Raw genomic sequence first — 24,909 nt, forward strand, 5'->3', positions numbered from 1 at the left:
AGCGTTCTTTTTGGCGGAGCAGGCTGATCGGAATAGACTTACTGTCCGGTGCCGCTCTGCACCTCTTGGGCATTGAGCGCTTCCTGCGGAACCTTGATCTCGTCGATCCCGTTATGATCCGACAACTGGGCGCTCACCGTCATATCCAGCTTCACCGTCTGGCCTTCGGCATCCATGTCCATCGCCATAATCATGTCGGTCGCAACCGGATAGTAGGTCTTCTTATCCACCGTGTACGACAGCGTCATGCTCTTGATGTTCATCTGGTCCAGCATCTGGGCCTGCTGCTGATTCGACTGTCCCAGATAGCCTTTGGCGATGTCTTTTACCTTGTCGCCGCTGACCTGGACGTCCATCGTGTACGCGCCGTCTTTCTCGAAGACTTTGATCTCCTTGGCGAAGGACTTGAACTGGTTCAGCTGCTGCTCGGGATTGACGGACTGCGTCATAGCGGTCTTCAGCGTCTCGTCGAGCGGCATCTTCTGCCATTGTCCGTTGGCCTGGATGTACATCTCTTTATCGGTAATATATTGTTCGAATGTCTGCTCCTGGCCGGTCATGTTGCTGGTAACCGTCTGGTGCATCCGCATCGGACTGCGGGTGAATTCGGTCTGCGTATCCATCTCGATCTCCTGCTGCTGGCTCTCGCCGTTCTGCGAGAAATCCATGTTCTGAATCGTCGAGGTCTCCATGGCATAGCTCTTCAGACCGGCTGTCGCTTCGGTTACTTTGGCGATCAGCTCATCGGCGGAGATGCCGGCCTCGACCGGTCCTGCCGGGCTGGCCGACGGGGACGTGCTTCCGGCCGGAGCGGATGCCGTAACCTGGGCCGAAGGGGTTGCTGCCGACGCATCGGCTTCGTTGTTCGCGCCGCCGTTGTTCCCGCAGCCTGCCAGCAGCAGCGCAGCGGTTCCCATAACTGCAAAAGTCTGTTTCTTGTTCAGTGTGCGAAAGAAAGACATCAAGTAGAATTCCTCCTGTAGAATATTGGGCTAGAGTTCCATTACCCCCTACCTACACGGTTAACACATCTTTGGGCTGTTTTATTAAAAAATAATTAAAAAAGTGAAACTCTCCGTCTATCGGTCCAGTTTCTTGACCAGAATCAGCTCCGGCGGGTCCTCCTCCTGCAGCAGGCAGCCTGCATCGTGGTAGCCAAGCTTCCGGTAGAAATGCTGGGCGCTTCTTATTCGTAGCGCTGACGGCTCTCCTCATCGGCAATGCCCTGAACCTCGTCCGCTGTGATGACCAGCATTTCATATCCGTTCTCTTCATACCGCTTCATCGCCCGTTCCCGGAAGAACTTCGGGCTGCCCTCCGCGGCCTCCTCATCATAGAAGAGCAGGATGCCGTCGCTCTTGCGCAGCAGCAGCTCGTCCCGCGCGCGGAACTGCCAAGGCCCTTCGTAAGGTCGATTGCTTACGGCGGCGCAATAATCCGCTGCCGAAGTAATCCGGCGGTACTCCTCCTGCTTCTCTTCCTTCCAGCGCTCTTCCGGCGCGGCGTGGGCGGTCACGATCCCGAGCTTCAGTTCGGGATAGTCCGCCCGCAGCGCCAGCACGACTTCGCATACCCAGAGATCGAAGCCGTATTGGCCCGGCGTAATGACCCATTCCAGTCCCTCATCGAGAAGCGGAAGAATCCGGGCCTCCGCTGCTTTTTTGATATAGGGAATGGCGGGGTGCTTGTCGTTGTAGATGCCCAGTTCATGCGCCCGGTAGCCGGTTGCCAGCAGTGTCTTCATTCGATGGACCCTCCCTTGAAATTCCAGTATAGTACACCGGAGACCGCCCCGCTATTCCTTAGGGCACTTCCCGCCGACTCCCGGGCCGCAAAAAAAAGGCCGGAAGGAACGTTCCCGTTCCCCCCGGCCTTGTCTTCTTCATGAACCTATTTCATGGCAAGAAAAGCATCCGTGAACAGCTTCAGCAGATGATCCAGCGTAATCGGATCGCTGTAGGACGAAGCTTCCGTCTCAATCTCGATGACATGGCCGTTCTTGACGGCCGGGATGTTCTTCCACGTGTCGGTGCCAAGGAAGGCGTTGTCCGTCCCCGCCGGACGGCTGAGAACAATATAATCCCCCGCATACTGCGGAACCGTCTCGTTGGACAACGTGTAGTAACCCGGTCCGAGCGCATCCTTCTTGACGGCTTCCGGCATCTTCAGACCCATCGCCTGGTACAGCACTTCCGTGCCGCGCGCCCAGTTGCTGCCGAAGACATAGAAGCTCTTGGCATCGTACTCAAAGACCGAGACCGTGGCGTTCTCTCCGATCTTGGCTTTGATGTCCTTGCCGGCCGCCTCGGCGCGGGACTTGAAATCATCCACCCAGGCCTGTGCCTGATCGGCCTTGTTCAGCAGCTTGCCGATTTCAATCTGCTGGTTCAGGTAATCGAGCTTGCCCCAGGTGTAGACCACCGTCGGCGCAATCTTGGACAGCTTGTCGAGATTCTTCATATAGTCGCCCGCAATGATCAGATCGGGATTCAGTTCGATGATGTCCTCTAGACTCTCGTCGGATACAACCTTGATGTCCTTCAGCTTATCGGTGAACAGCGGATTCTTACCGGTCCACTCGTCCACCCCTACCAGGGTCCCGCCCAGCGAGATGACGTTCGGAGCGAAGCTCAGCGCCACAATGCGCTGCGGATTGGCCGGTACCTCGACCGGACCTGTCTGCGATTCGTATGTAATCGTTCCGCTTGCGGCCGGAGCGGCCGAGGCAGCGGCGGAAGCGGAAGCTTCCGGAGCCTGTGAAGGCGCGGCGGTGCCTGCCGCCGTATTGGTATTGCCCGATCCGTTATTGTTGCCGCAGGCAGCCGTCACAAGCAGCAGCACCAGGGCCAACGGTGTCAGCCATTTTTTCATTCGAATAGATCCCCTTTCATTCTCTGAACTAGTATGATAATGATTCTCACTCTCACCTAGTTACTCACTATAGGGGGTACGGTGCGGCTTGTCAACCGGATTCGCGCAAAAAGAGGCCCGGCCATTATCGGCCGGCCCCCTTGATTTCTTCGCGTATTCTCTGCCGGAATTCGCCTCTTGTGCTACTGGAGCGCGCCCTCCAGAATCATCACGCCCCGCGCCGGAACCATCACCTGACCGCTGACGGCGCGGCCGGTGAGCAGATCCGTGCGCTCTGCCGCGCCGATGTCGGCCGGAAGCTCGCTTGCAGCGTGGTTCAGCAGGAACAGGAAGGACTTGCCGTCCTTGACGCGCTGTACGGATTCCACTTCTCCGGCTGCCGTTACCAGCGGCGCGATCCCCTTCTCCTCACACAGATTGCCGACAAAAGCACGCAGGAAGTCCGCATCCGGACTGGAGGCGATATAGTAAGCCTTGCCTTCGCCGAAGGCGTTCACCGTCAGCACAGGCATGCCCGCATAGAAGTCGGAGCCGTACGACGCCAGCACTTCGGCCTCCTCGCTGTGGATCAGATCGCACAGAATGCCGCAATCATAAGAGCCCTTCAGCGCATTCCAGCTCTCTTTCATGACGATCTCGTTCTTCATGTCCGGCAGCAGCGCGTCGATCTCTTCCGCCCAGATGCCCAGCAGGCTGCGAAGCTCGCCCGGATAGCCGCCGACGGTTACGAGATCGTTCTCGTTGACAATGCCGCTGAAGAAGGTCGTGACGAAAGTGCCTCCCGCCCGGACAAAAGCTTCGGCCTTCTTCGCGAAGCCCGGCTTCACCATGTACATAACCGGGGCAATGATAATCTCGTATTTGCCGAAATCCTCTTCGACGCCGATCATATCGGTTTCAATATGCTGCCGGTACAGGGCGTCATAGTATTTATGCACTTCTCCGACATAGTCCAGCGCCACCGACGGCCCGCTGGACAAATCAAGGGCCCAGCGGTTCTCCCAGTCGAACAGAATGCCGACCTTGGCCGCACTCCGCGCATCCAGCAGCTTGTCTCCGAGCTGCTGCAGTTCGCGGCCGAGCTCCGCGGATTCGCGGAAGACGCGGGTATGTTCATGGCCGACGTGCTCGATCACGGCGCCGTGGTATTTCTCGCAGGCTCCGATGGAACGGCGCAGCTGGAAGAACATGACCGTATCCGCTCCCCGGGCTACCGCCTGGTAGCTCCACAGCCGCATGACGCCCGGACGTTTCAGCGAGTTGTACGGCTGCCAGTTCTGCTGGCTCGGCGTCTGCTCCATCAGCATGAACGGCTGGCCCTGCTTGAGCCCGCGCATCAGGTCATGCGTCATGGCCGTAAGGCTGACCGGCGTGTCCAGCGCCGGGTAATTGTCCCAGGAGACGACGTCGAGGTACTTGGCCCACTCAAAATAATCCAGCTCCTGGTACAGTCCCATGAGATTCGTCGTGATCGGCACATCCTTGCTGTGCTCGCGGATCGCGTCGTATTCAATCCGGTAGCATTCCAGCAGGCTGTGGGACATGAACCGGCGGTAATCGAGCGAGATGCCCTGGAAGTTCGTCCGGTTGCCGTTCCATTCCTCGCTCAGCTCATTCGGCACAACGATCTCGTCCCAATCGTAGAACGTATGGCCCCAGAACCGCGTATTCCACGCCTTGTTCAGCGCATCCAGCGTGCCATAGCGCTCCTTCAGCCAGAGGCGGAACGCCGCTTCGGACTGCTCGGAGTAGTCATAGCCGCCGTATTCATTGGAGATATGCCAGGCCAGAAGCGCCGGATGATCCTTGTACCGCTCCGCCAGCTTGCCGGCAATTGCAGCCGCGAACTTGCGGTAGACCGGGCTGTTCGGGTTGGAGTTATGGCGTCCGCCGAATTTGCGCTTGCGGCCCTGAACGTCCACGCGGGTCACTTCCGGGTACTTGCGGGCCATCCAGGCCGGATGGGCGCCGGTCGCCGTCGCCAGGCAGACATAGGTTCCGTTCTTATAGAGCCGGTCCATCATGGCATCCAGTCCGCTGAAATCATAGGTATCCTCGTCCGGCTGGATCAGCGCCCAGGAGAAGACATTAATCGTAGCGATGTCGATCCCCGCCAGCTTGAACATCCGCTCGTCCTCAGCCCAATCGGGCGCCTCCCACTGCTCGGGGTTATAGTCGCCGCCGTACCAGATCTTGGGCAGTTTGTCGTTAATCATCTGCAGACACATCCTCTTGGCAAATTAGAGTTTGAATTCAGGGTGCATATAAATATATATTTATTGTAAGCGCTAATCACTTCGCGATATATATAATATCTGCGACCCTGTATATAAGAATATGGAACAAGGATGTGGGTCTATGTCCATGATGGTTCCGGGACACCGGCGCCTGTTCTTTCCGGACGCCGACGCCCGCGGGCTGCCGGTAAGACTGGAGAGCATCGGCTATAATCCCGCGCAGGAGACCTTCGTTCGGCCGGAGGGCTATCCCGCCTGGCACTGGCTTCAGACCGCCGAGGGGGAAGGCGGGATTGCGATCGGAGAACTGCGGAGCGGAGCGCAGACCGTGGCGCTGCCCGCAGGCAGCGGTGTGCTGCTGCCGCCCCATACGCCCCACCGCTACGGTTCGGTCGGCAGCGGGAACTGGGGCACTTACTACCTGACCTTTGCGGGCGACGCCGCCGCGAATCTTCTGGAGACGCTGGAGCTTGGCGGCATTTACATCTGCCGCTGGGACAAGGATTCCCCGCTCTCCGGTCTGCTGGAGGACATGCTTACCCGCCAGGAACGGGAGCGGGACCGCGATCTGTTCGGGCTGGAGGCCTCCGCCGCTGCCTACCGCTTCCTGTTGACGCTAAGCCGCTATGGCGGCACCTCCGAGAGAGCCGCCCTGTCCAGCCACGCCGCCCGGCTGCAGCCGCTCCTTCGCTGGATGGAGGAGGAATACGGCAACCCCGGCGTCGGTCTCGACGACCTTGCCGGGGTGCTCGGGGTATCCGGCCGTTACCTGAGCCGGATGTTCCTGCAGACGTTCGGCCTGTCGCCGTACGCCTATTTTCTGCGCCTGCGCGTCCGCAAGAGCAAGGAGCTGCTGCTGCAGCGGCCGGGCGATACCGTGACCGCCGTCGCCGCCCGGGCCGGCTTCCGCGACGTCAGCCACTTCGTCGCCACCTTCCGGCGGCTGACCGGAACGACGCCGGAGCAGTTCCGGCGGCTGCATTAGGTCCGGGAACGGTCGGTCAGCGAGTAGGCCAGCGCCAGCAGCGGCGGCACCGCGCCGATCAGCGTCGCCAGTTCCCAGCCGCCGGTGGCGTAGGCCCAGCCGCCTATCGAAGAGCCGGCTGCGCCGCCGATGAAGAAGATCGCCATGAACAGACCGTTCAGCCGGCCCCGCGTCTCGCTGCCCAGGGCATAGATCGCCCGCTGGCCCAGCACCAAATTGCCGGAGACCGCCATATCGAGCACGATTGCGATAAGCGCCAGACCGATCAGCGACAGAACTGAATCGCCGCGGATCCAATGCGCCGCCGCAAAGGAGGCGGCGGCCGTCCCCAGCGCGGCGGCCGTCAGCGGGCGGGTCAGCCCGCGGTCCGCCAGCCGGCCGGCGACCGGGGCGGCAGCCGCACCGCCGACGCCGGCCAGCGCGAACCAGGCGATGCCCTGCTGGGAGAGCTGGAACCGGTCGGCCAGGTAGAGCGGCACCGTCGTCCAGAAGAGACTGAAGACGCCGAACAGGCTGGCCTGGTACAGCGCTCTGCGCCGGAGTACCGGCGTATGGCGCAGCAGCCCGCCGAGCGAGAGCAGAAGTCCGCCGTAGGTCAGCGCGGGCTCCGGCCGCCGCTTGGGCAGAACGCGGGCCAGCAGCGCCGCGAGCACGACCATGAGCACCGCCGAGAGTCCGAAGACGGCATGCCAGTTCCAGAACCCGGCAATGAAGCTTGCGGCCGGGCGGGCCAGCATAATTCCGAGCAGCAAGCCGCTCATGACGTTGCCGACTGCCTGCCCGCGCTGCTCCTCGGAGGAGAGAAAGGCGGCATAGGGAACCAGGATCTGGGCCACGACCGCGCCGATTCCGATGACAAGCGAAGCGGCAAGGAACAGGGCCGCGCTGTCCGCCAGCATGGCGGCTGCCAGCGCTGCGACCAGAACGGCCAGCGAGATTACCGCGAGCCGCCGGTTCTCGGCGAGATCGCTGAGCGGCACGACGAACAGCAGGCCGAGCACATAACCGACCTGCGTCAAGGTGACAATAAGGCCGGTCGCCTGGGGAGACAGGCCGGTCGCCTCCCCGATCGGACCGGCCAGGGTCTGGGAATAATACAGATTGGCCACGATCAGCCCGCAGGCTGCGGCCAGCAGAAGCATCAGCCCCCGCGTAAGCGGCGCCCGGGCCTCCTGCCCTTGCTGCTCTTGCTGCTCTTGCTGCTCTTTCCGCTCCTCATTTGCTTCCGGTTCACGCTTGAACATAAGCGCATCCTCCTTGGGGCGCACCGGATGTCCACCGCGCCCTAATTTAAATACTGAACGTTCAGTTCATTAATTTGATGATTCGAATTATATACTGAACGCATCGTTTTGTAAATAGGGAGAGCTTCGAGTATACTGAATGTATGAAGGTGAACGGTTGCAAAGGAGAGATTCATGTGACAGGCAAGAGAGGGCGCCCCCGCAGCGCGGAGACGCAGCAGTCCATCCTGACGAATGCTTATGAACTGCTGCTTGAGGAAGGTTTCGCCGCGGTTACGGTAGAGAAAATCGCCGAGCGCGCCGGAGTAAGCAAGGCGACGATCTATAAATGGTGGCCGAACAAGGCGTTCGTCGTCATGGACGGCTTCCTGTCCGCCGCTTCCGCCCGGCTGCCGGTACCGGACACCGGCAGGCTGATGCAGGATGTGCGGCTCCATGCCGCCCGGGTCGCAAGTTTCATGACGAGCCCTGACGGCAAGATTATCACCGACCTCATTGGAGAAGGACAGTTCGATTCCGGGCTGGCCGAAGCGTACCGGAGCCGGTATTTCGCTCCCCGCCGCCTGGAAGCGCGCCAGCTTCTGGAGCGCGGGCGCTCGCGCGGCGAGCTTCGGCCGGACGCCGACATCGACCTGGCCATTGACCTCATCTATGGCCCGATCTTCTACAACCTGCTGATCTTCGGCGCGCAGCCGGATGACGCTTACGTCGAGCGGCTGGTGAAGGCGGCTTTTGAAGGTCTCCTTGCGGAACCTTAAGCCGACTTGAGCCGCCGGAATAAGCCGCCCGGGCCGGCCCAGAAAGCACGGCTCTCTCCGGCTGCAGCTTCAGTCCGGCTCCGGCCCGGGCCTCAAATGCGGCTCCGGCTTCACATGCGGCCCAGTTGCACCAGCGGCCCCGTCACATCAGACAAAGCCCCGCCAGCGATGGCGGGGCTATCTGTGTACCTCTGCAATACAGGGGTCTGCCTAAGGGACTCTTCTTGACGGGTTGTGCTTGCTGGGTTCCGCTTGCTGGTTTGCGCTTGCTGGGTTCCGCTGGCCGGGTTCCGCTTGACGGGTTCCGTTTGCCGGGTTCCGCTTGACGGGTCCTACTTGAGTGGTTCCGCTCCGGTGAGTTCCGCTTGAACGCCCCTGCTTGGAATCAGGCCTGCTTGCGGTTCGCCTGTCTACGGCTGCCGGTACCACGCGAGAAATGCCTCCGCCACGGCCGTCCCGGCCAGCCCGTTCGGATGCGGGTCATATTCCCCGCTCATGTACTCGGACCGGATGCGGTGCTCCCGCGGGGCAGGCTCCGACAGCACAGCGGCGATGTCGAATACCGCATCGGTTCCCCGGGGCGGGTTCTCCCGAAGGCGGCGATTGACTTCGCGCCATTCCCTCTCCCGCTCGTCCTCCATATTGAACGGCGGAACGGTGCCGAGCATGATCCGCAGGTCGGGGCGGCCGCTCTTCAGCCTGGCGACCAGCTCGCCGAGATCGCCCAGGAGTTCCTCGGCGGTGCGGCGGCCGATATCCAGATCGTTCACGCCGAGCACGAGCAGCGCTTCGTCGCAGCCGGACATTTTGCCAAGCCAAGGTCCGCCCCCGGAAGCGTCATAGGCCCGCGCCCAGCCCGAGCCGAGATTGTAGACGCTGGTCTCGGGTCCAAGGCCGTCCGCAATTTTCGCCGCCCAGTATTCATAGCCGTCCCGTGCCGTCCGCACGCCCTGGGTAATGGAATCTCCGAAGAAAGCCAGCTTGCGCCGCACCTGCTTCCGGTAGCCGATGTAGGCGGGCAGCACCAGCAGCTTCTCGGACAGCGTCAGCGCTCCCGGCTGCTCCCCCGTTCCCGGACCGTCATAGGCGGTCGCCAGCATATCTTCGACATTGAACGGAATCGTCTTGCCGCCGCTGACAGTGCGGAGGGTCCAGCCGAATACGAGATCCTGCCCTTCGGACAGCTCCACCGATGCTTCATCGCTCCAAAAGCACTCGCCCGGCAGAACCCGTTTCCCGCGGCTGCCCCCGAACGTCACCGGAATACGGTCTTCATAAGCAATCTGTCCGTCCTTCCGGCCGCCGGCGGCGAACCAGGCAGACTCGATCTGCCATTCTCCGCCGGGAATGCCCGCTCTGGAATCCTGGCCCTCGTCCCAGGTCGAATCGACGGCGTTGCTGTGCCACAGCTTCAGACGGAGCACCCCCTGTTCCCGGGTCCGGATATAGGTCACGAACGTATGGGTAAAAGGCTCCGGCCGGTCCATAATGAAATTGGCCGCAGCCGACAGCACCGTCGCCGAAGCGTAGGCCGGGTCGCCCTCCGCTCCCGGCGGGGCAGACCGCTCTTCCTTGTTCATCGCCGTCTCCATCGCAAATCTCCTCCTGCTCTTCATGATTGGACACTTCTTATCGAACAGCAGCCTCTTGCGTCTGGGCGGCTTCCCCGGAAGGGCTGCCGCCGGCGCAAGAGGCTGCGGGAACTGCAATCTGTATCGGGCCTGTGAACTAGGCCATCTCGATGACCAGCGTTACGCTCGCGCTGCCGGCTGCCACGCTGACCGTGCCGTCCGCGTTCAGCTCTCCGCCCTTGACGGAAGCGGCTGCGCCCATGTCGTACAGCTTCAGCGAGAAGGCTTTGCCGCTGCCTTCGGCTGTGACGTTCACGATCTTGCCTTCGCGGCTCGCCGATACCGTAAGCTCCGGCGCGCCCTTGAGATCGCGGACGACCGCGGAGGTCTCCGCACCGTCCTGCAGCGAGTAGAGACCCAACTGCACACCGTCGGCAAAATCATAATCCGGACGGGTGTCGTTCGCGCCGACGGCCAGCAGGGAGCCTTCCCGGACGAACAGCGGCAGGCTGAAGAAGTCATGCTGCTCTTTGCGCCAGGAGCCGCCCTGCACGGTCTCGCCCGTCAGGAACTGCGTCCAGCGGCCTTCCGGCAGGTAATACGTCACTTGGCCGTCTTCGTCGAAGACCGGAGCAACCAGCAGCGAGGAGCCCAGCATATACTGGCGGTCCAGCGTCTCGCAGCCGGGATCGTCCGGGAATTCCATCAGCATGGCACGCATGGAGGCCCAGCCGTTCTCGGCGGCTTCGCCGGCCACGTCGTACAGATACGGCATCAGGCTGCACTTCAGCTTCGTGAAGAAGCGGGTCACATCCACCGCCTCGTCGTCGTAGACCCACGGCACCCGGTACGACTGGCTGCCGTGCAGGCGGCTGTGGCTGGAGAGCAGGCCGAAGGCCAGCCAGCGTTTGTAGACATGGGCCGGAGCCGTGTTCTCGAAGCCGCCGATGTCATGGCTCCAGAAGCCGAAGCCCGACAGGCCGAGCGAGAGGCCGCCGCGCAGCGACTCGGCCATCGACTCGTAGTTGGCGTAGCAGTCGCCGCCCCAGTGAACCGGGAACTTCTGGCCCCCGGCGGTTGCCGAACGGGCGAACACGGCCGCTTCGCCTTCGCCGAGCTTCTCTTTCAGCACGTTGAAGACTACCTGGTTGTAGAGCTGGGTATAGTAGTTGTGCATTTTGTCGGGGTCGGAGCCGTCATGATAGACGACATCGGTCGGAATGCGCTCGCCGAAGTCGGTCTTGAAGCTGTCTACGCCCATGTCCACAAGGTCGCGCAGGTAGCCGGCGAACCATTCGCAGGCTTCCGGGTTCGTGAAGTCCACAAGACCCATGCCCGGCTGCCAGCGGTTCCACTGCCACACATCCCCGTTAGGCTTCTTCACCAAGTAGCCGCGCTCCATCCCCTCGGCGAACAGCCGCGAACGCTGGGCGATGTACGGATTGATCCAGACGCAGATCTTCAGCCCCTTGTCCTTCAGGCGCTTCAGCATGCCGGTCGGGTCCGGGAATACTCTCTTGTCCCATTCAAAATCCGTCCACTGGAACTCGCGCATCCAGAAGCAGTCGAAGTGGAACACATGCAGCGGCAGGTCGCGCTCGGCCATGCCGTCGACGAAGGAATTTACCGTCGCTTCATCGTAATCCGTCGTGAAGGACGTCGTCAGCCACAGGCCGAACGTCCAGGCCGGAGGCAGCGCCGGTCTGCCCGTGAGATCCGTATAGCGGGTCAGCACTTCCTTCGGAGTCGGTCCGTCGATCACAAAATAGTGCAGATTCTGGCCCGGCACGCTGAACTGAACGCGTTTGACCTTCTCGGAGGCCACTTCCAGGGAGACCTTCTCCGGCTGGTTGATGAAGACTCCGTATCCTTTATTGGTCAGATAGAACGGAATGTTCTTGTAGGCCTGCTCCGAGCTGGTGCCGCCGTCTTCATTCCAGATGTCCACCACCTGGCCGTTCTTGACGAACGACGTGAAGCGCTCGCCGAGGCCGTATACCCATTCGCCTACGCCAAGATCCAACTCTTCGCGCATGTAGGTTGCGCCTTCCGGACCGCGGACATGGGCCATGGCCTTGAAGGAGCTGCCGGTCAGACGCTTGCCGTCCCGCACGAAGTCGAGGCTCCATGCCGCGCCCTTGCTGATTACTGCGGACAGATTGCCGCTGGTATAGACGAGGCGCTCCTCGTCTTCGGTTACCGTTACGTGGCCGGTAGCTCCTTCATTCAGTTCGAACTTCGGTCCGCGTTCCACAGCGCCCATGAAATGCGTGACCTTCACGCCGATGACGCCCGGCAGCGGGGAATGCAGCTTCAGCGTCAGAAGCGCCGTATCCAGCATGTTGGCGCGGGTGAGAATCGGAGCGGTAGCCGCCACGACCGTCAGTTCGTCGCCGCTGCGTTCAGCTGTATAGAACTGAACCGCACTGTCGAGCGCATATCCGTCGCGGACAAGCCAATAACCATTGGAGAATTTCATTGTATGGGTTCCACCTTTCGGTTGAGAATGATTTGGATTGGTTCTGCATGTATACTTGCATTATAATGTGTATGAAAGCGCGATACTTGCAATATTCAGCGCAAAAAATAACACAATTCTGATATTCATCGAATTTGTATTCCATTTACAGGGAGGGGCTGCCGTTGGACCGCGGCTTGCAGACAGGCCTGAAGGAGACGCGACGCCACGGCGACGCCATGTTCCCGCTCGGCGTGTACGAGATCGCCCTGCCGGGCGGGGCCCATGTGCTGGACACCCACTGGCATGAAGAGGCTGAATTCTTCATGCTGCTGGAAGGCGACATTCTGTTCCAGACCGGAACCGAGGTCTTTCCCCTGCGCGCCGGGGAGGCCGCCTTCATTGACCCCGGCGACATTCATGCCGCCTACCCGGCGGATGACCGGCCCTGCCGGTTCTGCGCGATTGTGTTCCACCCCGATCTGATCGCGAGCGCCCAATACGACGCCGTGCAGCAGTCGGCGGTGCTGCCGCTCCGGGAGAAGCGGCGCACCTTCCCGCGGGTGCTGCGTCCCTCCGTCCCCTGGCAGCGGGAGCTGCTGGACACGCTGGGCCGGATCGCCGCGCTCTACGAGGAACAGCCGTCCGGCTTCCGCATCCGGCTGAAGGCCGCCCTGCTGGAGCTGCTGGCGCTGCTGGCTCCCGATGGCCGCGCCGTCAACCGCAGCGAGACCGGCGAAGCCGACAGCGCTAAGCTGAACCGGCTGAAGACGGTGCTGCTCCATATTCAGGAGCGGTATGCCGAACCGCTCCGCGTCGCCGATCTGGCCGGGCTCGTGCATATGAGCGAGGGCCAGTTCAGCCGGTTCTTCAAAGCGATGACCCGCAAGACGCCGGTGGAGTATATCAACGACTACCGGATCGCCCGCGCGGCCGAGGCGCTGCGGGGGAGCGAACGCAAAATATCCGACATCGCGCTGGATGCCGGATTCGATAACGTCAGTTATTTTATTAAGGTCTTCCGCCGGGCCCTGGGCTGCTCTCCAAGCGAATTCCGCAGACAGGCAGAGGAGAGCACGGCCCCGCTGCCTGAAGGTTCCGGTTCTTAGCGGGGCAGTTCTGCCGGACCTTCAGGCAGCGCTCCGCCAATTGCCGGGCTGCTCTCCCCTTTGCGGCTGCGCAAGGCATACAGCGTGTACAGAAGCACGAACCAGAGCGGCGTGAACAGCAGTGCCGGCCGCGTCTCATCGGCAACCAGCATAATGAGGAGAATCGCCGCAAACAGCCCCAGGACCGCATAATTGACAAATGGCGTCAGCGGCGCTCGGAATGCGGACGCCGCATGTAAATCCGGACGCTGTTTCTTGTAACGGATATGGCAGACAAGCACGACGGCCCACACCCACAGGAAACAAATCGCGCTCACCGTCGTTACGATGCCGAACGCCTGCTCCGGAACCAGCTTGCTCAGCAGGGCCCCTGCGGAAATGACGAGCGTGGACACCAGCAGCGAGTTGCCCGGCACATGATTGCGGTTCAGAGCGCCGAAGCGGGCGGAAGCCTGGCGGTTCCGGCTTAAGTTGTACAGAATCCGGCTGGTCGAGAACATTCCGCTGTTGCAGGCGGATGCGGCCGACGTCAGGACGACGAAGTTGATAATTCCTGCGGCAACCGGAATCCCGACCAGGGTGAAGGTTCGGACAAACGGACTTTCCGCCGGACTGAGCTGGGTCCAGGGGTTGATGCAGAGCAGCACGAAGAGCGCTCCCACATAGAAGAACAGAATCCGCAGCGGAATTTTGTTGATCGCCGAAGGGATATTTTTCTCCGGATTCGACGTTTCCGCCGCCGATACACCCACCAGTTCAACGCCGACATAGGCGAATACCACCATCTGGAACGAATACAGAAATCCCGAAATGCCGTTCGGAAATACCCCGCCGTGCATCCACAGATTGCGTACCGTCACTGAGCCTGCGTCCGTCTTCAAACCCGTGATCAGGAGTACCACGCCAAGCCCGATCAGCGCCAGAATGGTAACCACTTTAATTAAGGCAAACCAGAATTCCAGTTCCCCGAAGTTTTTGACGGTCATTAGATTCAATCCCAGCAGAATGATCAGACAGACGACCGCCGGAACCCACTGCGGGATGTCGAACCAGTACTGCACATACACGCCCACCGCTATCACATCGGCCATCGCCGTCATAATCCAGCAGAACCAGTACGTCCAGCCGGTCACATAGGCGGCCCGGGGACCCAGATAATCCTCCGCAATGTCCGTGAACGATTGATAGCCTTTCTTGGACAGCAGCAGCTCTCCCAGCGCTCTCATGACAAAAAATACGGCGACGCCCACGAGGATATACGTCAGCATGATGGACGGGCCGGCCTTTTCAATCGCTCGGCCCGAGCCCAGAAACAGCCCTGTGCCGATTGTCCCCCCGATCGCGATCAGCTGAACATGCCGGTTGGCCAGCTCCCGCTTCAATTCCTGTTGTGCCATGCTCTGTTCCCCTTTCAAATTCGTATAAGTCTTAGTGAAGCCAAAAAAAGAGACCGGATCTACTCCAGTCTCCTGCTGCAAGAATAATAAATACCCTCCTCCGCTCCGGCATAGCCGGTATGGATGGCTGGTATTCAGTACTCTTCTGTCCTTTTGCCTGAGATGGTGAACCCTTCGGCGCTGCGGATATCCGCAGTCTCTCCAGAAGCTGCTCCTGCTATAGTACGATCCATAGCAATCATAGCTTGTGAATAATATGAAGTTATGGAGGCGGCGGCGCCGCGCTCCGGATGGCTATTATCATACTTTTTATTAAACCTGCCATACAGTGACATAAGTCGCATATTAATAAAAAAGAGCGGACGGGCCGACCCGTCCGCTCTGCTCTGCCGCTACTTGATAACGACGTATTCCAATCCAACCAGCTTCGCGTAGGACACGATCTGGTCGGTCGTCAGATTCAGGGAGACCACGGTATGGTGCCCGCCGCCGTTCTCGATCCACGCCTTGACTCCGTCCTGGAAGTTCGGCTTTACCTGCCACAGTACCCGGGCGACCGGAAGGTTCGGTGCCGGAACCGTCGGCTCGAACGCCGTGACTTCATTGATGAGCAGCTTGTAATGCGTGCCGAAGTCGGCCATCGACACGACGACGCCTTCTCCAGCCTTGCCGTCGAAGACGAGCCGGGCCGGATCTTCGCGGTCGCCGATTCCCAGCGGGGAGACGAGAACCTTCGGCTTGCCCGACGCAAGGCTCGGGTCCACCTCCAGCATATGGGACTGGAGGATGGCTTCCTGGCCGGCGGCCAGCTCATACGTGTAATCCTCCATGAAGCCTGTGTTCCGGTTGTGCGCCATCACCTTCAGCAGGCGGTCCAGCGCGGCCGTCTTCCAGTCGCCTTCGCCGGCGAAGCCGTAGCCCTGCGCCATCAGCCGCTGAACGGCCAGCCCCGGAAGCTGCTTCATCCCGTGCAGGTCTTCGAAATTGGTGGTGAACGCATTATAACCGCCGTTGTCCAGGAAGCGCTTGAGGGCGATTTCGTAGGAGGCCTGCACCTTGACGCTGGCTTCCCAGTCTTCCTTGCTGTAGCTGCCGTAATCGAAGTCATACAGCTCCGCATATTCCGCGAACAGCCCGTCGATCTCTTCCTCCGTAACGGCGTTCACGTACGCCACCAGATCGCCGATGCCGAAATAATCCACGGTCCAGCCGAACTGGATCTGGGCCTCTACCTTGTCCCCTTCCGTCACGCCGACGTTGCGCATGTTGTCGCCGAACCGGGCTACCTTAATATTGAAGCTCTCGTTGTAGGCAACCGCCACATCCATCCATTCCGCGATCTGCTTCTGCACTTCCGGGCGCTCCCAGTAGCCGACGACGACTTTGTTCTGCTTCTTCAGGCGGGCGTTGATGAAGCCGTATTCCCGGTCGCCGTGAGCGGCCTGGTTCAGGTTCATGAAGTCCATGTCGATTGTCGCCCACGGAATGCTCTCGTTGTACTGCGTAGCCAGATGAAGAAGCGGCTTCTGAAGCAGCTTCGTGCCGCGGATCCACATTTTGGCCGGAGAGAAGGTGTGCATCCAGGTGATGACGCCGGCGACTTCGTCGCGGTAGTTGACTTCCTTCATAATCGAAGTAATCTTATCGGCGCTGACGGCCAGATCCTGCAGCACAAGCGGGTAAGGCAGAACTCCGCTTTTGTTGAGGGCATCGGTCATTTCCTGGGCATGCGCCTTGACCTCCGACAGCGCCTCTTCCCCGTACAAATGCTGCGAACCTACGACGAACCAGAATTCCTTGGCAATGGCTGTTGACATGAGTATCATCCTTTACGGTTGGTTTGGCAGAACGAAATGAATGGAATGGTTGTCTCCGGATTTCTCGATTAGCCGCTGGCGGCGGTGGAAATCCGAAAGACAAAGACGAACGCTGCCGCTCCTCCAGTTGCCCATTCCATTTAAATAAAGATTGCAGTCTCCAGTCAGCGAATGTCCGGAAGCCGTATTGGCCTTCCCTCGCGAAGCGGCTGCCCCGCTTCCTATTTCTGCCCGTAATACGCATCCTTGCCGTGCTTGCGCAGATAGTGCTTATCGAGTATCCGCTGCGGCAGCTCCTCGGCTAAATGGTTCAGCTCCCGGGCGAACAGGTTCATCTTCGATACCTCTTCCAGCACGACGCTGTTCATGACCGCCGACTTGGCATCCTTGCCCCAGGTGAACGGCGCATGGCCTTTCAGCAGAACGCCGGGCACTGCCATGACATCCAGGCCCCGCTGCTCGAAGGTCTCGATAATCACGCGGCCGGTCTCGGCTTCATAGCCGCGGTCGATCTCCTCCTGCGTCAGGAACCGGGCGCAGGGTACGGACCCGTAGAAGGTATCGGCATGGGTCGTTCCCATGACCGGCACATCGAGCCCGGCCTGGGCCCACACGGTCGCCCAGGTGGAATGGGTGTGCACGATTCCGCCGATCTGGGAATAGTGCTTATACAGTACGGCATGGGTCGGCGTGTCCGAGGAGGGGCGGAGGTCTCCTTCCACCACGTTGCCGTCGAAATCAACGACCACCATATCGGACGGCTTCATCCGGTCGTAGCCGACGCCGCTCGGCTTGATGACGAACAGGCCGCTCGCCCGGTCCACCGCGCTTACATTGCCCCAGGTATATTTGACCAGCCCGTGCTTGGGCAGATCCAGATTGGCCTCATACACTTCTTCCTTCAGTTGTTCCAGCATGTTATCCCCTTCCTTTCTCCGTAAGATGCTCCGCCGCTGCCGCCTCGATTGCCAGCCCTTGCCGGTAGCGCTCCATAAAGGCTTCAAAGCCCTGCACATCCGACTCTACAGGAGCGACCTCCTGCGCCTGGGCGTCCTTGAACACCTTGCGTTCCAGGAAGTCGGCCAGTTCTTCGCCCTCTTCGCGATCCTTCTGATAAGCGGCCAGGACCGCCATGCCCCAGGCGCCGCCCTCGCCGGCGTTCGCCATCACGGAGACCGGCACGTTCAGCGCGGCCGCCACGATCCGCTGTCCCACTACCGGCGTCTTGAACAATCCGCCGTGGGCCAGGATGCTGTCGATCGCAACCTTCTCCCGCTGCGTCAGAATATCCATGCCGATCTTCAGCGCTCCGAAGGCGGTGAACAGATGGACCCGCATGAAGTTGGCCAGATTGAACCGGCTCTCCGGCGAACGGATGAACAGCGGCCGGCCCTGCTCAATGCCGGTGATGTTCTCGCCCGACAAATACCCGTAGCTCAGCAGCCCGTCCCCGTCGGCGTCTCCTTCCAGCGCCTTGTTGAACAGGACAGAGAACAATTCGCCGGCGTCGGCTCGCTGCCCCATCGCTTCATAGAACTCGCGGAACAGGCCCACCCAGGCATTGATGTCGCTGGAGCAGTTGTTGGCATGCACCATCCCGACCGGGCTGCCGACCGGGGTCGTGACGATGTCGATCTCGGGGTAGACGTCCGTCAGCTTCCGATCCAGTACAATCATGGCAAAAACCGAGGTGCCGACGGAGATATTCCCCGTCCGCTTCCGCACGCTGTTCGTAGCGACCATACCGGTTCCGGCGTCGCCCTCCGGCGGACAGAGCGGAATTCCCGGCTGCAGGTCGCCCGCCGGGTCCAGCAGCTTCGCTCCCGCTTCGCTGAGAACGCCCGCCTGCTCGCCTGCGCCGCACACCTTCGGCAGCACCTCCTTCAGCTTCCAGGCATAGCCTCTGCCGGCCGTCAGCTCGTCGAACCGCGCAGCCATCGCGGCATCGTAGTCCCGCGACGCTTCGTCGATCGGGAACATGCCCGAGGCATCGCCGACGCCGAGCGCCTTGCTTCCGGTCAGCTGCCAGTGGATGTAGCCCGCCAGAGTCGTCACATACGAGATCTGCGGCACATGCGGTTCTTCGTTCAGAATCGCCTGATACAGATGCGCAATGCTCCAGCGCTCCGGGATATTGAATCCGAACTCTCCGGTCAGCGCCTTCGCCGCCTGGCCCGTCGTGGAGTTGCGCCAGGTCCGGAACGGGACCAGCAGCCCGTCCGCGGCGTCAAACGCCATATAGCCGTGCATCATGGCCGAGAAGCCGATCGAACCGACAGTCCGGAGAACCGTTCCGTATTTCTGTTCCGCCTCCCGCTTCAGTTCCGCGTACGCTTCCTGCAGGCCTGTCACAATGTCCGTCAAATGGTACGTCCAGTACCCGTCCTCCAGCAGATTCTCCCATTCATAGCTGCCCGACGCGATCGTCCGGAAGTGACGGTCAATCAGCACCGCCTTGATCCGCGTGGACCCGAGCTCGATTCCCAGCACCGTCTCGCCTCCGGCAATCGCCTGCCTGATGTCCTGATCCATATTTCATGCCGCTCCCCTCTGTGCCTTGCCGTGTTCGCGCCCTCCAGTTAAGAAGGCGCTTTCCTCAATGACAGCCCCAGTATATTTTTTGTACGTACATTTGTCAATAATTAAATAAATATATACATACAATTAATAGCCTCACTTGGATCGCACGGCATATCCGCCCCCCGCAGCTGCGGAATTGAGCCTGCTTCTTGCCTTCCGCAAGGCTTCAGGTATAATCGGTATACAGAGCGCATGCTGCCGTTATAGCGATAGGTTCGCTTTTCCTGAAATATGTACATACAACTTTGACTCGTGATTCTCTTTATGAGTGAACTTTTGCGAAAGAGTGGGTATTCCATGAAGCCAAAATACCAGGTCATTCTGGAAGAAATTAAGAGCGACATTCTGTCGGGGGTCTATGCCTCAGGCCAGCAGATTCCGACGGAATCCGCGCTGCAGGAGAAGTACGGCGTCAGCCGGCAGACGGTCCGCAAGGCCATTCTGGAGCTGGCGAACGACGGCTTCCTGCGAAGCGAGAAAGGGTCGGGCACCTATGTCAGCCATCAATACCGGACCAAAGCCGCCGGCAGTGCCGGGACCCGGACCATCGGCGTGATAACAACGTATATCTCGGATTATATTTTCCCCTCCATCATCCGCGGAATCGAGAGCCGACTGAACGAGGACAATTATTCTCTGCTGCTGGCCAGTACGAACAACGATGTCGCCCAGGAGAAGAAGGCGCTGGAGATGATGCTCTCCTACGGTGTGGACGGCCTAATTATTGAACCGACGAAGAGCAACTTGTATAATCCCAATATCGCCTACTACCTGTCGTTTAAGGAGCAGGAGGTGCCCCTCATCATGATCAATGCTTACTATGAGGAGCTGGAAGTTCCTTTTCTCTGCCTCGACGATGTGCAGTCCAGCTATCTGGCGACCCGGGAGCTGATCGCGAAGGGACATACCCGGATCGGAATTGTCGCCAAGATGGACGACCTTCAGGGCAAATACCGGATGAAGGGCTATATCAAGGCGCTCGCCGAAGCCAGGCTGAACTTCCAGCCGGAGCAGGTGCTGTCGTTCGATACCGAGACGAAGCCCGATCTCGCCTCCAGACTGACGGAGTTCCTGACCGTGAACCGGGACAGCCTGACCGCGCTGGTCTGCTACAACGACGAGGTCGGCCTTGAAGTGATTCATGCCTGCAAGCGGCTGGGCCTTGCCGTTCCCGGCGATCTGTCGGTCATCGGGCAGGACAACTCCTATATGGCGAAGAATGCGGGCATTAAGCTGACGACCCTCACCCATCCGCAGGAACAGATGGGCCGAGACGCGGCCGACTGGATTATCCGGAAGCTTCAGGGCAAGAAGGATTTGCGGAGCCGCACATATTACCAGCCGGTGCTGATTGAAGGAGAGACGGTGAAGGAGCATCTCATTTAAGGAGAGCGAGGAGTGCGCAATGGCTCATCTTGTCGATTTCAAAAATGTGTCCGCTGCCGGATTGGAGTCCTCCCCGGTGGCCGAAGCGCTGGCCGGACTGCGCGCCAACGAAGCGCGCTACTTCATGAACAAGTACAAGCACGCCTTCACGGTCGTGCCCGCGCAGGAGAGCCGGGAGACGCTGGAGTATGTGAACCGGATTCTCCGAGAAGAGCGGCAGCTCGAGTTCGCCGCCAGACCGCTGGAGACGTCGTCTTTTCAGGTGGAGAATATCCGGTTTGCCTACGTCTTCTATGAAGACGGTCTAGCCCTTAACGTAATGTATACGCTGGATGATCCCAAGAAACGGGCGGTCGGCTTCAAGCTGTCCGAAGGCATGGAAGTGCCTGCCGAGCTGGAAGGCCGGTTCAAGTTCGCCAGGCAGAAATCCAAGCTCGCCGGAACAATCCGGGGATCGTTCTTTGTCATTAAGGGCGAATATTAAATTTGGGAACAGCAAAAAGCCGCCCGAGGGGCGGCTTTTTGCTGTAGTTGTCGATCCCCCGGCGGGAAGATCAGAACGGGTTCGTCGCAATGAAGCTGGCGGTCTTCACATAGACGCGCGGGTTCAGCTTGAGCTGGTTCACGATGAATTCGGCGACATCTTCCGGCTGAACGAACTTCGCGTCATTGTTCTCCTGGATCAGCTTCAGATCCATCGCCATGTCCGTTGCGATCGTGCTCGGCGTCAGGGCCGAGACGCGAATATTGTTGCGGCGGACCTCCTGGGCCAGCGATTCCGTGAAGCCGATCACCGCGAACTTGGAGGCGCTGTAAGCGCTGGAGGTTGCGGCTCCGTTCAGACCGTTGGTGGAGGAGATATTGATAATGTCGCCTGCGTTCTTGGCGATAAGCTGAGGAAGAACCGCGCGGGTCACGTAGTAGGTCCCCATCACATTGATGTCAATAATCTGCTTCCACTCTTCCGGGTCCATCTCCAGCACCTTGCCGAAGCTTGCAATCCCGGCGTTGTTGATGAGAATATCGGCATCGCCCAGTTCGTTCTTCAGCTTCCGGACGGCGGCCTCCACCTCTTCCTTAGAGGCAATATCAACAGCGGCATAAGCCACCTTCACACCCAGAGCTTCAATCTCGGCGGCAGTCTTCTTCAGGGTCTCTTCCGTGCGGGCCAGCAGGCCGATATGCGCTCCTTCTTTGGCGAGCGCAACCGCGGTTGCCTTCCCGAGTCCTCTTGCCCCTCCGGTTACAATAGCGACTTTGTTCTTAAGGGATTGTGCCAATTCAAACGACTCCTCTCTTGCCTGTTCTTGTCCTATTTCGGCTATATTGTATCACTATTCGGACCTTCATTACCAATTCACCTAAAATTAAACAGTGAAAATTTTGTCTAACTCTGTCGATATATATAGGATCATCCTGAAAGGAGTCTCATGAATGAAATTCAGCACTTTAAAATGGACCAAAATCACGGCTGTTCTTCTCTTGTTGATCAGCCTGTTCCCCGCCTTTCCCTCCGAGGGCCGCGCGCAGCAATCGGCCCCGGATTGGAAGCGGGTATCCTTCGGAACCCGGCTGCATTCGGCGGCCTGGAGCGGCTCTTCCTATGTAGCCGTAGGCGACCGGGGCACAATCTACCAGTCGGCGGACGGAGTATCCTGGACCTTCCGGGAGTCTCCCACCCAAGACCGCATGCTCACAGACGTGGAATGGGGGAATGACACGTTCGTCGCAGTCGGCGTACAGGGTGAAATCATGACCTCGCCCGACGGAGTAGATTGGACGGTCCGAAGAAACATCGACGGAAGAACTACAATAAGCTCTGTCAAATGGATCAACAATCAATTTATTGCTGCAGGTTATTATCGGCATAATGACATGGCCCTGGGAACGAAGGGAATGATTCTGGTCTCCGCGGACGGGATGGACTGGACAGTCAAAACCGACAGCGCCCTGGATACCTTCAACGCGGTTGCCTGGGGCAAAGACAAATACGTGGCAGCCGGCAACGGGGGAGTTCTGTACACCTCTCCCGATCTGGAGAATTGGACGATTCAAGATTCCAAATCGACTGACACCCATCACTTCGATGATGTAGCCTGGGGAAATGACCTCTTTGTGGCTGCCGGTTCCGGCGGGCAGATTCGCACCTCGACGGACGGCGTTACCTGGACCGTCCATGATTACACCGCCAACAACAGAGAGTGGTTTCACGATGTGCTGTGGGTGAATAACCGCTTCCTCGCCTTCGGATTCAATACGGTTCTGGCCTCCACCGATGGCCAGAACTGGACTCCGTACTCCTACGGAATCACCGGTCTGGAGTCGGGCGGAATCAACGGCGGCGCGTGGGGGAACAACGAATTCATTGCCGTTGGGGATGAATCCATTATTGTTACCTCTGCCGATGCCGAGGTATGGTCGAAGCAGAGAACCGCTGCGGCCACAGGCCAGAATCTCAACGCCGTCGCTTGGGGCGGAAGCGGCTTCGTGGCCGTGGGCGAAGAAGGCGCCGTCGTCAGCTCGGCTGACGGCGATGTCTGGGCAAAACAAAGCTCTGGAGTGACCAACCTTCTCACCGATATTGCATGGGGCAACGGCATATACGTGGCCGTGGGCGAAGACAGCCGCATTCTCACCTCGCCTGACGGAAGCTCCTGGACTCCGCGCACAAGCGCAGCCGACAACACCCGGTTCAAGACCATCGGATGGGGCAATGGCTTGTTTGTGGCCGGAGGTTCCGGCAACACCCTTCAGACCTCCTCCGACGGAGTGACATGGACGGCGATTTCGGTTCCTGCAACCTATATTGTATCGGTGTCCTGGATCGACAATCAATTTATGGTCTCGGCTCTGGACGGCAACAAGTATAAACTCCTGACTTCGTCCGACGGCATCACCTGGACTGCTCGGGAGACGGATTTCCTGGTGTCGCATATCGTCAAGGGAAATGGCAAGTTCATGGCCCTGGTGGAGAGCGCTCCGGGTACAATCGCAACCTCGGATGACGGCATTACATGGACAACCTCTGTTCTGGCCGACAGATTGTTTCCCCGGGAACTCTACTTTGCCGGCAATCAATTCACCGTTGTGGGCAACTGGAGCTATATTTACACTTCCACAGACGGCGAGAACTGGACGCCCCGGAATTCCCGGGCGGACATTTGGCAGGTGAGTCTCTCCGACGTTACGTGGGGCAACGACCGGCTGGTCGCTGTCGGCAGCTGGATGCTGGTTCTCACTGCTCCGCTTGCCCTCGCGCCTTCCGAAGACGGCACCGTTACCGGCAAGGTGGTCGATGCCGCCCAGTCCCCGATTAGCGGAGCTACGGTCACTGCCGGAGGGATCAGCGCCACAACAAATGCGGAGGGGACGTTCACGCTGTCTTCCGTGAAGGCTGGTACGCAGACGCTTGAAGCAAGCGCTGAAGGCTATCAACCGGGCACGAAGTCCATAACCGTAACGGCAGGCCAACAGACCGATGCGGGCCTGATTCAACTGACGGCAGCCGGCCAAGAATCGAACGGGAACAACGAAGACAACGCCAGCCCCGCCCCATCGGCGACGGCGGACAGCGTTCCGTCCGCTCCGGCTGCTCTCCCGGCGGCTACGCCGGCGCCGGTGCCGACCGCATCCGCTGCTCCTTCGGCTTCGCCTTCGGCCACTCCGGCTGCAACAGCGTCCGAGCCAGCAGATTCGGACGAATGGTCGCAGGACCCGAATGACATTTTCAGAAGCCAGGTTGTTAAGGCAGACAACAATGTGATTTCCGGCGTGCAGACGCGGACAGCCGAGATTTTGAAGGCTGGCTCTGATCTTTCAACGATTGACTACAGCGATATCGGACAGCATTGGGCGATCGGCTCCATTGAGAAATTGACCAAGCTCGGCGTCATTAACGGCTATCCGACCGGCGGATTTGAGCCGGATGATACCATTACCCGCGCAGAGTTCGCTGCAATGATTGCCCGGGGCTTCGTGGATATGGCGGGCCGAACCGTTAATATCCAACCTGAGGATTACACCGCATTCCGTGATATCAACAATCATTGGTCGTCCAAATACTTGATGAAACTGGTCCGAGTAGGCGTCATGACCGGCTACGGCGACGGCACCATCCGGCCGGAACAGACGATCTCCCGGCAGGAAATGGCCGTCATGATTACCCGTGTTCTGAATCCATCCGTTCTGAACAAGGATACGTCCAAGGTGACCTTCACCGATCTGAACGGGTCCTATGCGCAGGATGCCGTCAAGAAGGCAGCCGCCCTCGGCATTTTTGAAGGCAAAACCGCCCAATCCTTTGATCCGCTGGGCGGCGCAACGCGCGCCGAGTCCATCGAGACGATAATCAAGACGTATCAGCTCAGCCCCGCCCTTAAAGAAGCCTTGAGCCGTTTAAATTAATCAGACGGACTGCGGGTGCCGCCTCAATCCGCAAACGGCCGTCCGGGAACACTCCCCCGGACGGCCGCTTTTTATTCTTTTGGCGGAATCCG

At 59.7% G+C, this 24,909-nt stretch carries 18 protein-coding genes, 1 pseudogene and 1 riboswitch; of the genes and pseudogenes, 6 read left to right on the forward strand and 13 right to left on the reverse strand.

Annotated elements, in window-relative coordinates; all coding sequences use genetic code 11:
• Nucleotides 1-38: 38 nt before the first annotated feature.
• The 5 genes and pseudogenes from F4V43_RS10405 to F4V43_RS10420 all read right to left on the reverse strand — a co-directional run bounded on the left by F4V43_RS10405 (nt 39) and on the right by F4V43_RS10420 (nt 5,087).
• A complete protein-coding gene (locus F4V43_RS10405; RefSeq protein WP_317983781.1) occupies nt 39-962 on the reverse strand; it encodes a DUF6612 family protein in 924 nt (307 codons plus the stop codon).
• 117 nt (nt 963-1,079) lie between these two features.
• Nucleotides 1,080-1,181: pseudogene (locus F4V43_RS19850) on the reverse strand (GNAT family N-acetyltransferase); the annotation flags it as partial.
• Nucleotides 1,182-1,186: 5 nt separating this feature from the next.
• A complete protein-coding gene (locus F4V43_RS10410) occupies nt 1,187-1,744 on the reverse strand; it encodes a DUF1273 domain-containing protein (protein ID WP_191089555.1) in 558 nt (185 codons plus the stop codon).
• Nucleotides 1,745-1,890: 146 nt separating this feature from the next.
• A complete protein-coding gene (locus F4V43_RS10415) occupies nt 1,891-2,871 on the reverse strand; it encodes an iron-hydroxamate ABC transporter substrate-binding protein (protein WP_150458188.1) in 981 nt (326 codons plus the stop codon).
• Nucleotides 2,872-3,053: 182 nt separating this feature from the next.
• Nucleotides 3,054-5,087, reverse strand: a complete 2,034-nt coding sequence (locus F4V43_RS10420; RefSeq protein WP_150458189.1) for a beta-galactosidase — start codon at nt 5,085-5,087, stop codon at nt 3,054-3,056.
• A gap of 142 nt (nt 5,088-5,229) precedes the next feature.
• Between F4V43_RS10420 and F4V43_RS10425 the strand changes: the two genes are divergently transcribed.
• On the forward strand, nt 5,230-6,093 hold the full coding sequence (locus F4V43_RS10425; protein WP_223879849.1) for an AraC family transcriptional regulator: 864 nt from the start codon (nt 5,230-5,232) through the stop codon (nt 6,091-6,093).
• On the opposite strand, the gene F4V43_RS10430 is transcribed toward F4V43_RS10425, so the two are convergent.
• Nucleotides 6,090-7,337 carry an MFS transporter gene (locus tag F4V43_RS10430; protein WP_150458190.1) on the reverse strand — a complete coding sequence of 416 codons (1,248 nt, stop codon included), beginning with the start codon at nt 7,335-7,337 and terminating at the stop codon, nt 6,090-6,092. The genes F4V43_RS10425 and F4V43_RS10430 overlap by 4 nt on opposite strands.
• Nucleotides 7,338-7,513: 176 nt before the next feature.
• Between F4V43_RS10430 and F4V43_RS10435 the strand changes: the two genes are divergently transcribed.
• Nucleotides 7,514-8,095, forward strand: coding sequence for a TetR/AcrR family transcriptional regulator (locus F4V43_RS10435; protein WP_150458191.1), 582 nt, complete (start codon nt 7,514-7,516; stop codon nt 8,093-8,095).
• Between the two features lie 410 nt (nt 8,096-8,505).
• Here the strand turns inward: F4V43_RS10435 and F4V43_RS10440 are convergent, their stop codons facing one another.
• Both F4V43_RS10440 and yicI read right to left on the reverse strand, forming a co-directional pair.
• Complete coding sequence (locus F4V43_RS10440; protein ID WP_223879850.1) at nt 8,506-9,687, reverse strand: SGNH/GDSL hydrolase family protein; 1,182 nt, start codon at nt 9,685-9,687, stop codon at nt 8,506-8,508.
• 136 nt (nt 9,688-9,823) lie between these two features.
• Nucleotides 9,824-12,145 (reverse strand): alpha-xylosidase, encoded by a 2,322-nt coding sequence (gene yicI / locus F4V43_RS10445; RefSeq protein WP_150458192.1) that lies wholly within the window; start codon nt 12,143-12,145, stop codon nt 9,824-9,826.
• 164 nt (nt 12,146-12,309) lie between these two features.
• Here yicI and F4V43_RS10450 point away from each other — a divergent pair, with 164 nt between their 5' ends.
• On the forward strand, nt 12,310-13,233 hold the full coding sequence (locus F4V43_RS10450) for a helix-turn-helix transcriptional regulator (RefSeq protein ID WP_150458193.1): 924 nt from the start codon (nt 12,310-12,312) through the stop codon (nt 13,231-13,233).
• Here F4V43_RS10450 and F4V43_RS10455 read toward each other — a convergent pair.
• From F4V43_RS10455 to F4V43_RS10470, 4 genes are all read right to left on the reverse strand, one after another.
• Nucleotides 13,230-14,630, reverse strand: a complete 1,401-nt coding sequence (locus tag F4V43_RS10455) for an amino acid permease (RefSeq protein WP_150458194.1) — start codon at nt 14,628-14,630, stop codon at nt 13,230-13,232. The two genes, F4V43_RS10450 and F4V43_RS10455, sit on opposite strands and share 4 nt — an antisense overlap.
• 135 nt (nt 14,631-14,765) lie before the next feature.
• Nucleotides 14,766-14,845: riboswitch (glycine riboswitch) on the reverse strand.
• 177 nt (nt 14,846-15,022) lie between these two features.
• Nucleotides 15,023-16,447 (reverse strand): L-arabinose isomerase, encoded by a 1,425-nt coding sequence (gene araA, locus F4V43_RS10460; RefSeq protein ID WP_150458195.1) that lies wholly within the window; start codon nt 16,445-16,447, stop codon nt 15,023-15,025.
• A gap of 221 nt (nt 16,448-16,668) precedes the next feature.
• Complete coding sequence (locus F4V43_RS10465; protein ID WP_150458196.1) at nt 16,669-17,364, reverse strand: L-ribulose-5-phosphate 4-epimerase; 696 nt, start codon at nt 17,362-17,364, stop codon at nt 16,669-16,671.
• Between the two features lies 1 nt (nt 17,365).
• A complete protein-coding gene (locus F4V43_RS10470; protein WP_150458197.1) occupies nt 17,366-18,979 on the reverse strand; it encodes a xylulokinase in 1,614 nt (537 codons plus the stop codon).
• 345 nt (nt 18,980-19,324) lie between these two features.
• On the opposite strand from F4V43_RS10470, the gene F4V43_RS10475 reads away from it, so the two are divergent.
• Complete coding sequence (locus tag F4V43_RS10475; protein WP_150458198.1) at nt 19,325-20,413, forward strand: GntR family transcriptional regulator; 1,089 nt, start codon at nt 19,325-19,327, stop codon at nt 20,411-20,413.
• Nucleotides 20,414-20,432: 19 nt separating this feature from the next.
• Complete coding sequence (locus tag F4V43_RS10480; protein WP_150458199.1) at nt 20,433-20,897, forward strand: phage tail protein; 465 nt, start codon at nt 20,433-20,435, stop codon at nt 20,895-20,897.
• Between the two features lie 70 nt (nt 20,898-20,967).
• On the opposite strand, the gene F4V43_RS10485 is transcribed toward F4V43_RS10480, so the two are convergent.
• Complete coding sequence (locus F4V43_RS10485) at nt 20,968-21,693, reverse strand: 3-ketoacyl-ACP reductase (RefSeq protein WP_150458200.1); 726 nt, start codon at nt 21,691-21,693, stop codon at nt 20,968-20,970.
• Nucleotides 21,694-21,847: 154 nt separating this feature from the next.
• Here F4V43_RS10485 and F4V43_RS10490 point away from each other — a divergent pair, with 154 nt between their 5' ends.
• Nucleotides 21,848-24,817 carry an S-layer homology domain-containing protein gene (locus F4V43_RS10490; RefSeq protein WP_150458201.1) on the forward strand — a complete coding sequence of 990 codons (2,970 nt, stop codon included), beginning with the start codon at nt 21,848-21,850 and terminating at the stop codon, nt 24,815-24,817.
• The last annotated feature ends 92 nt before the right edge of the window (nt 24,818-24,909 follow it).

The organism is Paenibacillus spiritus (assembly GCF_008710135.1).
GTDB lineage: Bacteria > Bacillota > Bacilli > Paenibacillales > Paenibacillaceae > Paenibacillus_AQ > Paenibacillus_AQ glufosinatiresistens.

Coding starts and splice junctions, on each gene's coding strand:
- yicI (WP_150458192.1), bottom strand. CDS start 12,145: ATGAAATTCTCCAATGGTTATTGGCTTGTCCGCGACGGATATGCGCTC.
- F4V43_RS10470 (WP_150458197.1), bottom strand. CDS start 18,979: ATGGATCAGGACATCAGGCAGGCGATTGCCGGAGGCGAGACGGTGCTG.
- F4V43_RS10425 (WP_223879849.1), top strand. CDS start 5,230: ATGTCCATGATGGTTCCGGGACACCGGCGCCTGTTCTTTCCGGACGCC.
- F4V43_RS10405 (WP_317983781.1), bottom strand. CDS start 962: ATGTCTTTCTTTCGCACACTGAACAAGAAACAGACTTTTGCAGTTATG.
- F4V43_RS10415 (WP_150458188.1), bottom strand. CDS start 2,871: ATGAAAAAATGGCTGACACCGTTGGCCCTGGTGCTGCTGCTTGTGACG.
- araA (WP_150458195.1), bottom strand. CDS start 16,447: ATGTCAACAGCCATTGCCAAGGAATTCTGGTTCGTCGTAGGTTCGCAG.
- F4V43_RS10480 (WP_150458199.1), top strand. CDS start 20,433: ATGGCTCATCTTGTCGATTTCAAAAATGTGTCCGCTGCCGGATTGGAG.
- F4V43_RS10465 (WP_150458196.1), bottom strand. CDS start 17,364: ATGCTGGAACAACTGAAGGAAGAAGTGTATGAGGCCAATCTGGATCTG.
- F4V43_RS10430 (WP_150458190.1), bottom strand. CDS start 7,337: ATGTTCAAGCGTGAACCGGAAGCAAATGAGGAGCGGAAAGAGCAGCAA.
- F4V43_RS10455 (WP_150458194.1), bottom strand. CDS start 14,630: ATGGCACAACAGGAATTGAAGCGGGAGCTGGCCAACCGGCATGTTCAG.
- F4V43_RS10475 (WP_150458198.1), top strand. CDS start 19,325: ATGAAGCCAAAATACCAGGTCATTCTGGAAGAAATTAAGAGCGACATT.
- F4V43_RS10490 (WP_150458201.1), top strand. CDS start 21,848: ATGAAATTCAGCACTTTAAAATGGACCAAAATCACGGCTGTTCTTCTC.
- F4V43_RS10440 (WP_223879850.1), bottom strand. CDS start 9,687: ATGGAGACGGCGATGAACAAGGAAGAGCGGTCTGCCCCGCCGGGAGCG.
- F4V43_RS10410 (WP_191089555.1), bottom strand. CDS start 1,744: ATGAAGACACTGCTGGCAACCGGCTACCGGGCGCATGAACTGGGCATC.
- F4V43_RS10420 (WP_150458189.1), bottom strand. CDS start 5,087: ATGATTAACGACAAACTGCCCAAGATCTGGTACGGCGGCGACTATAAC.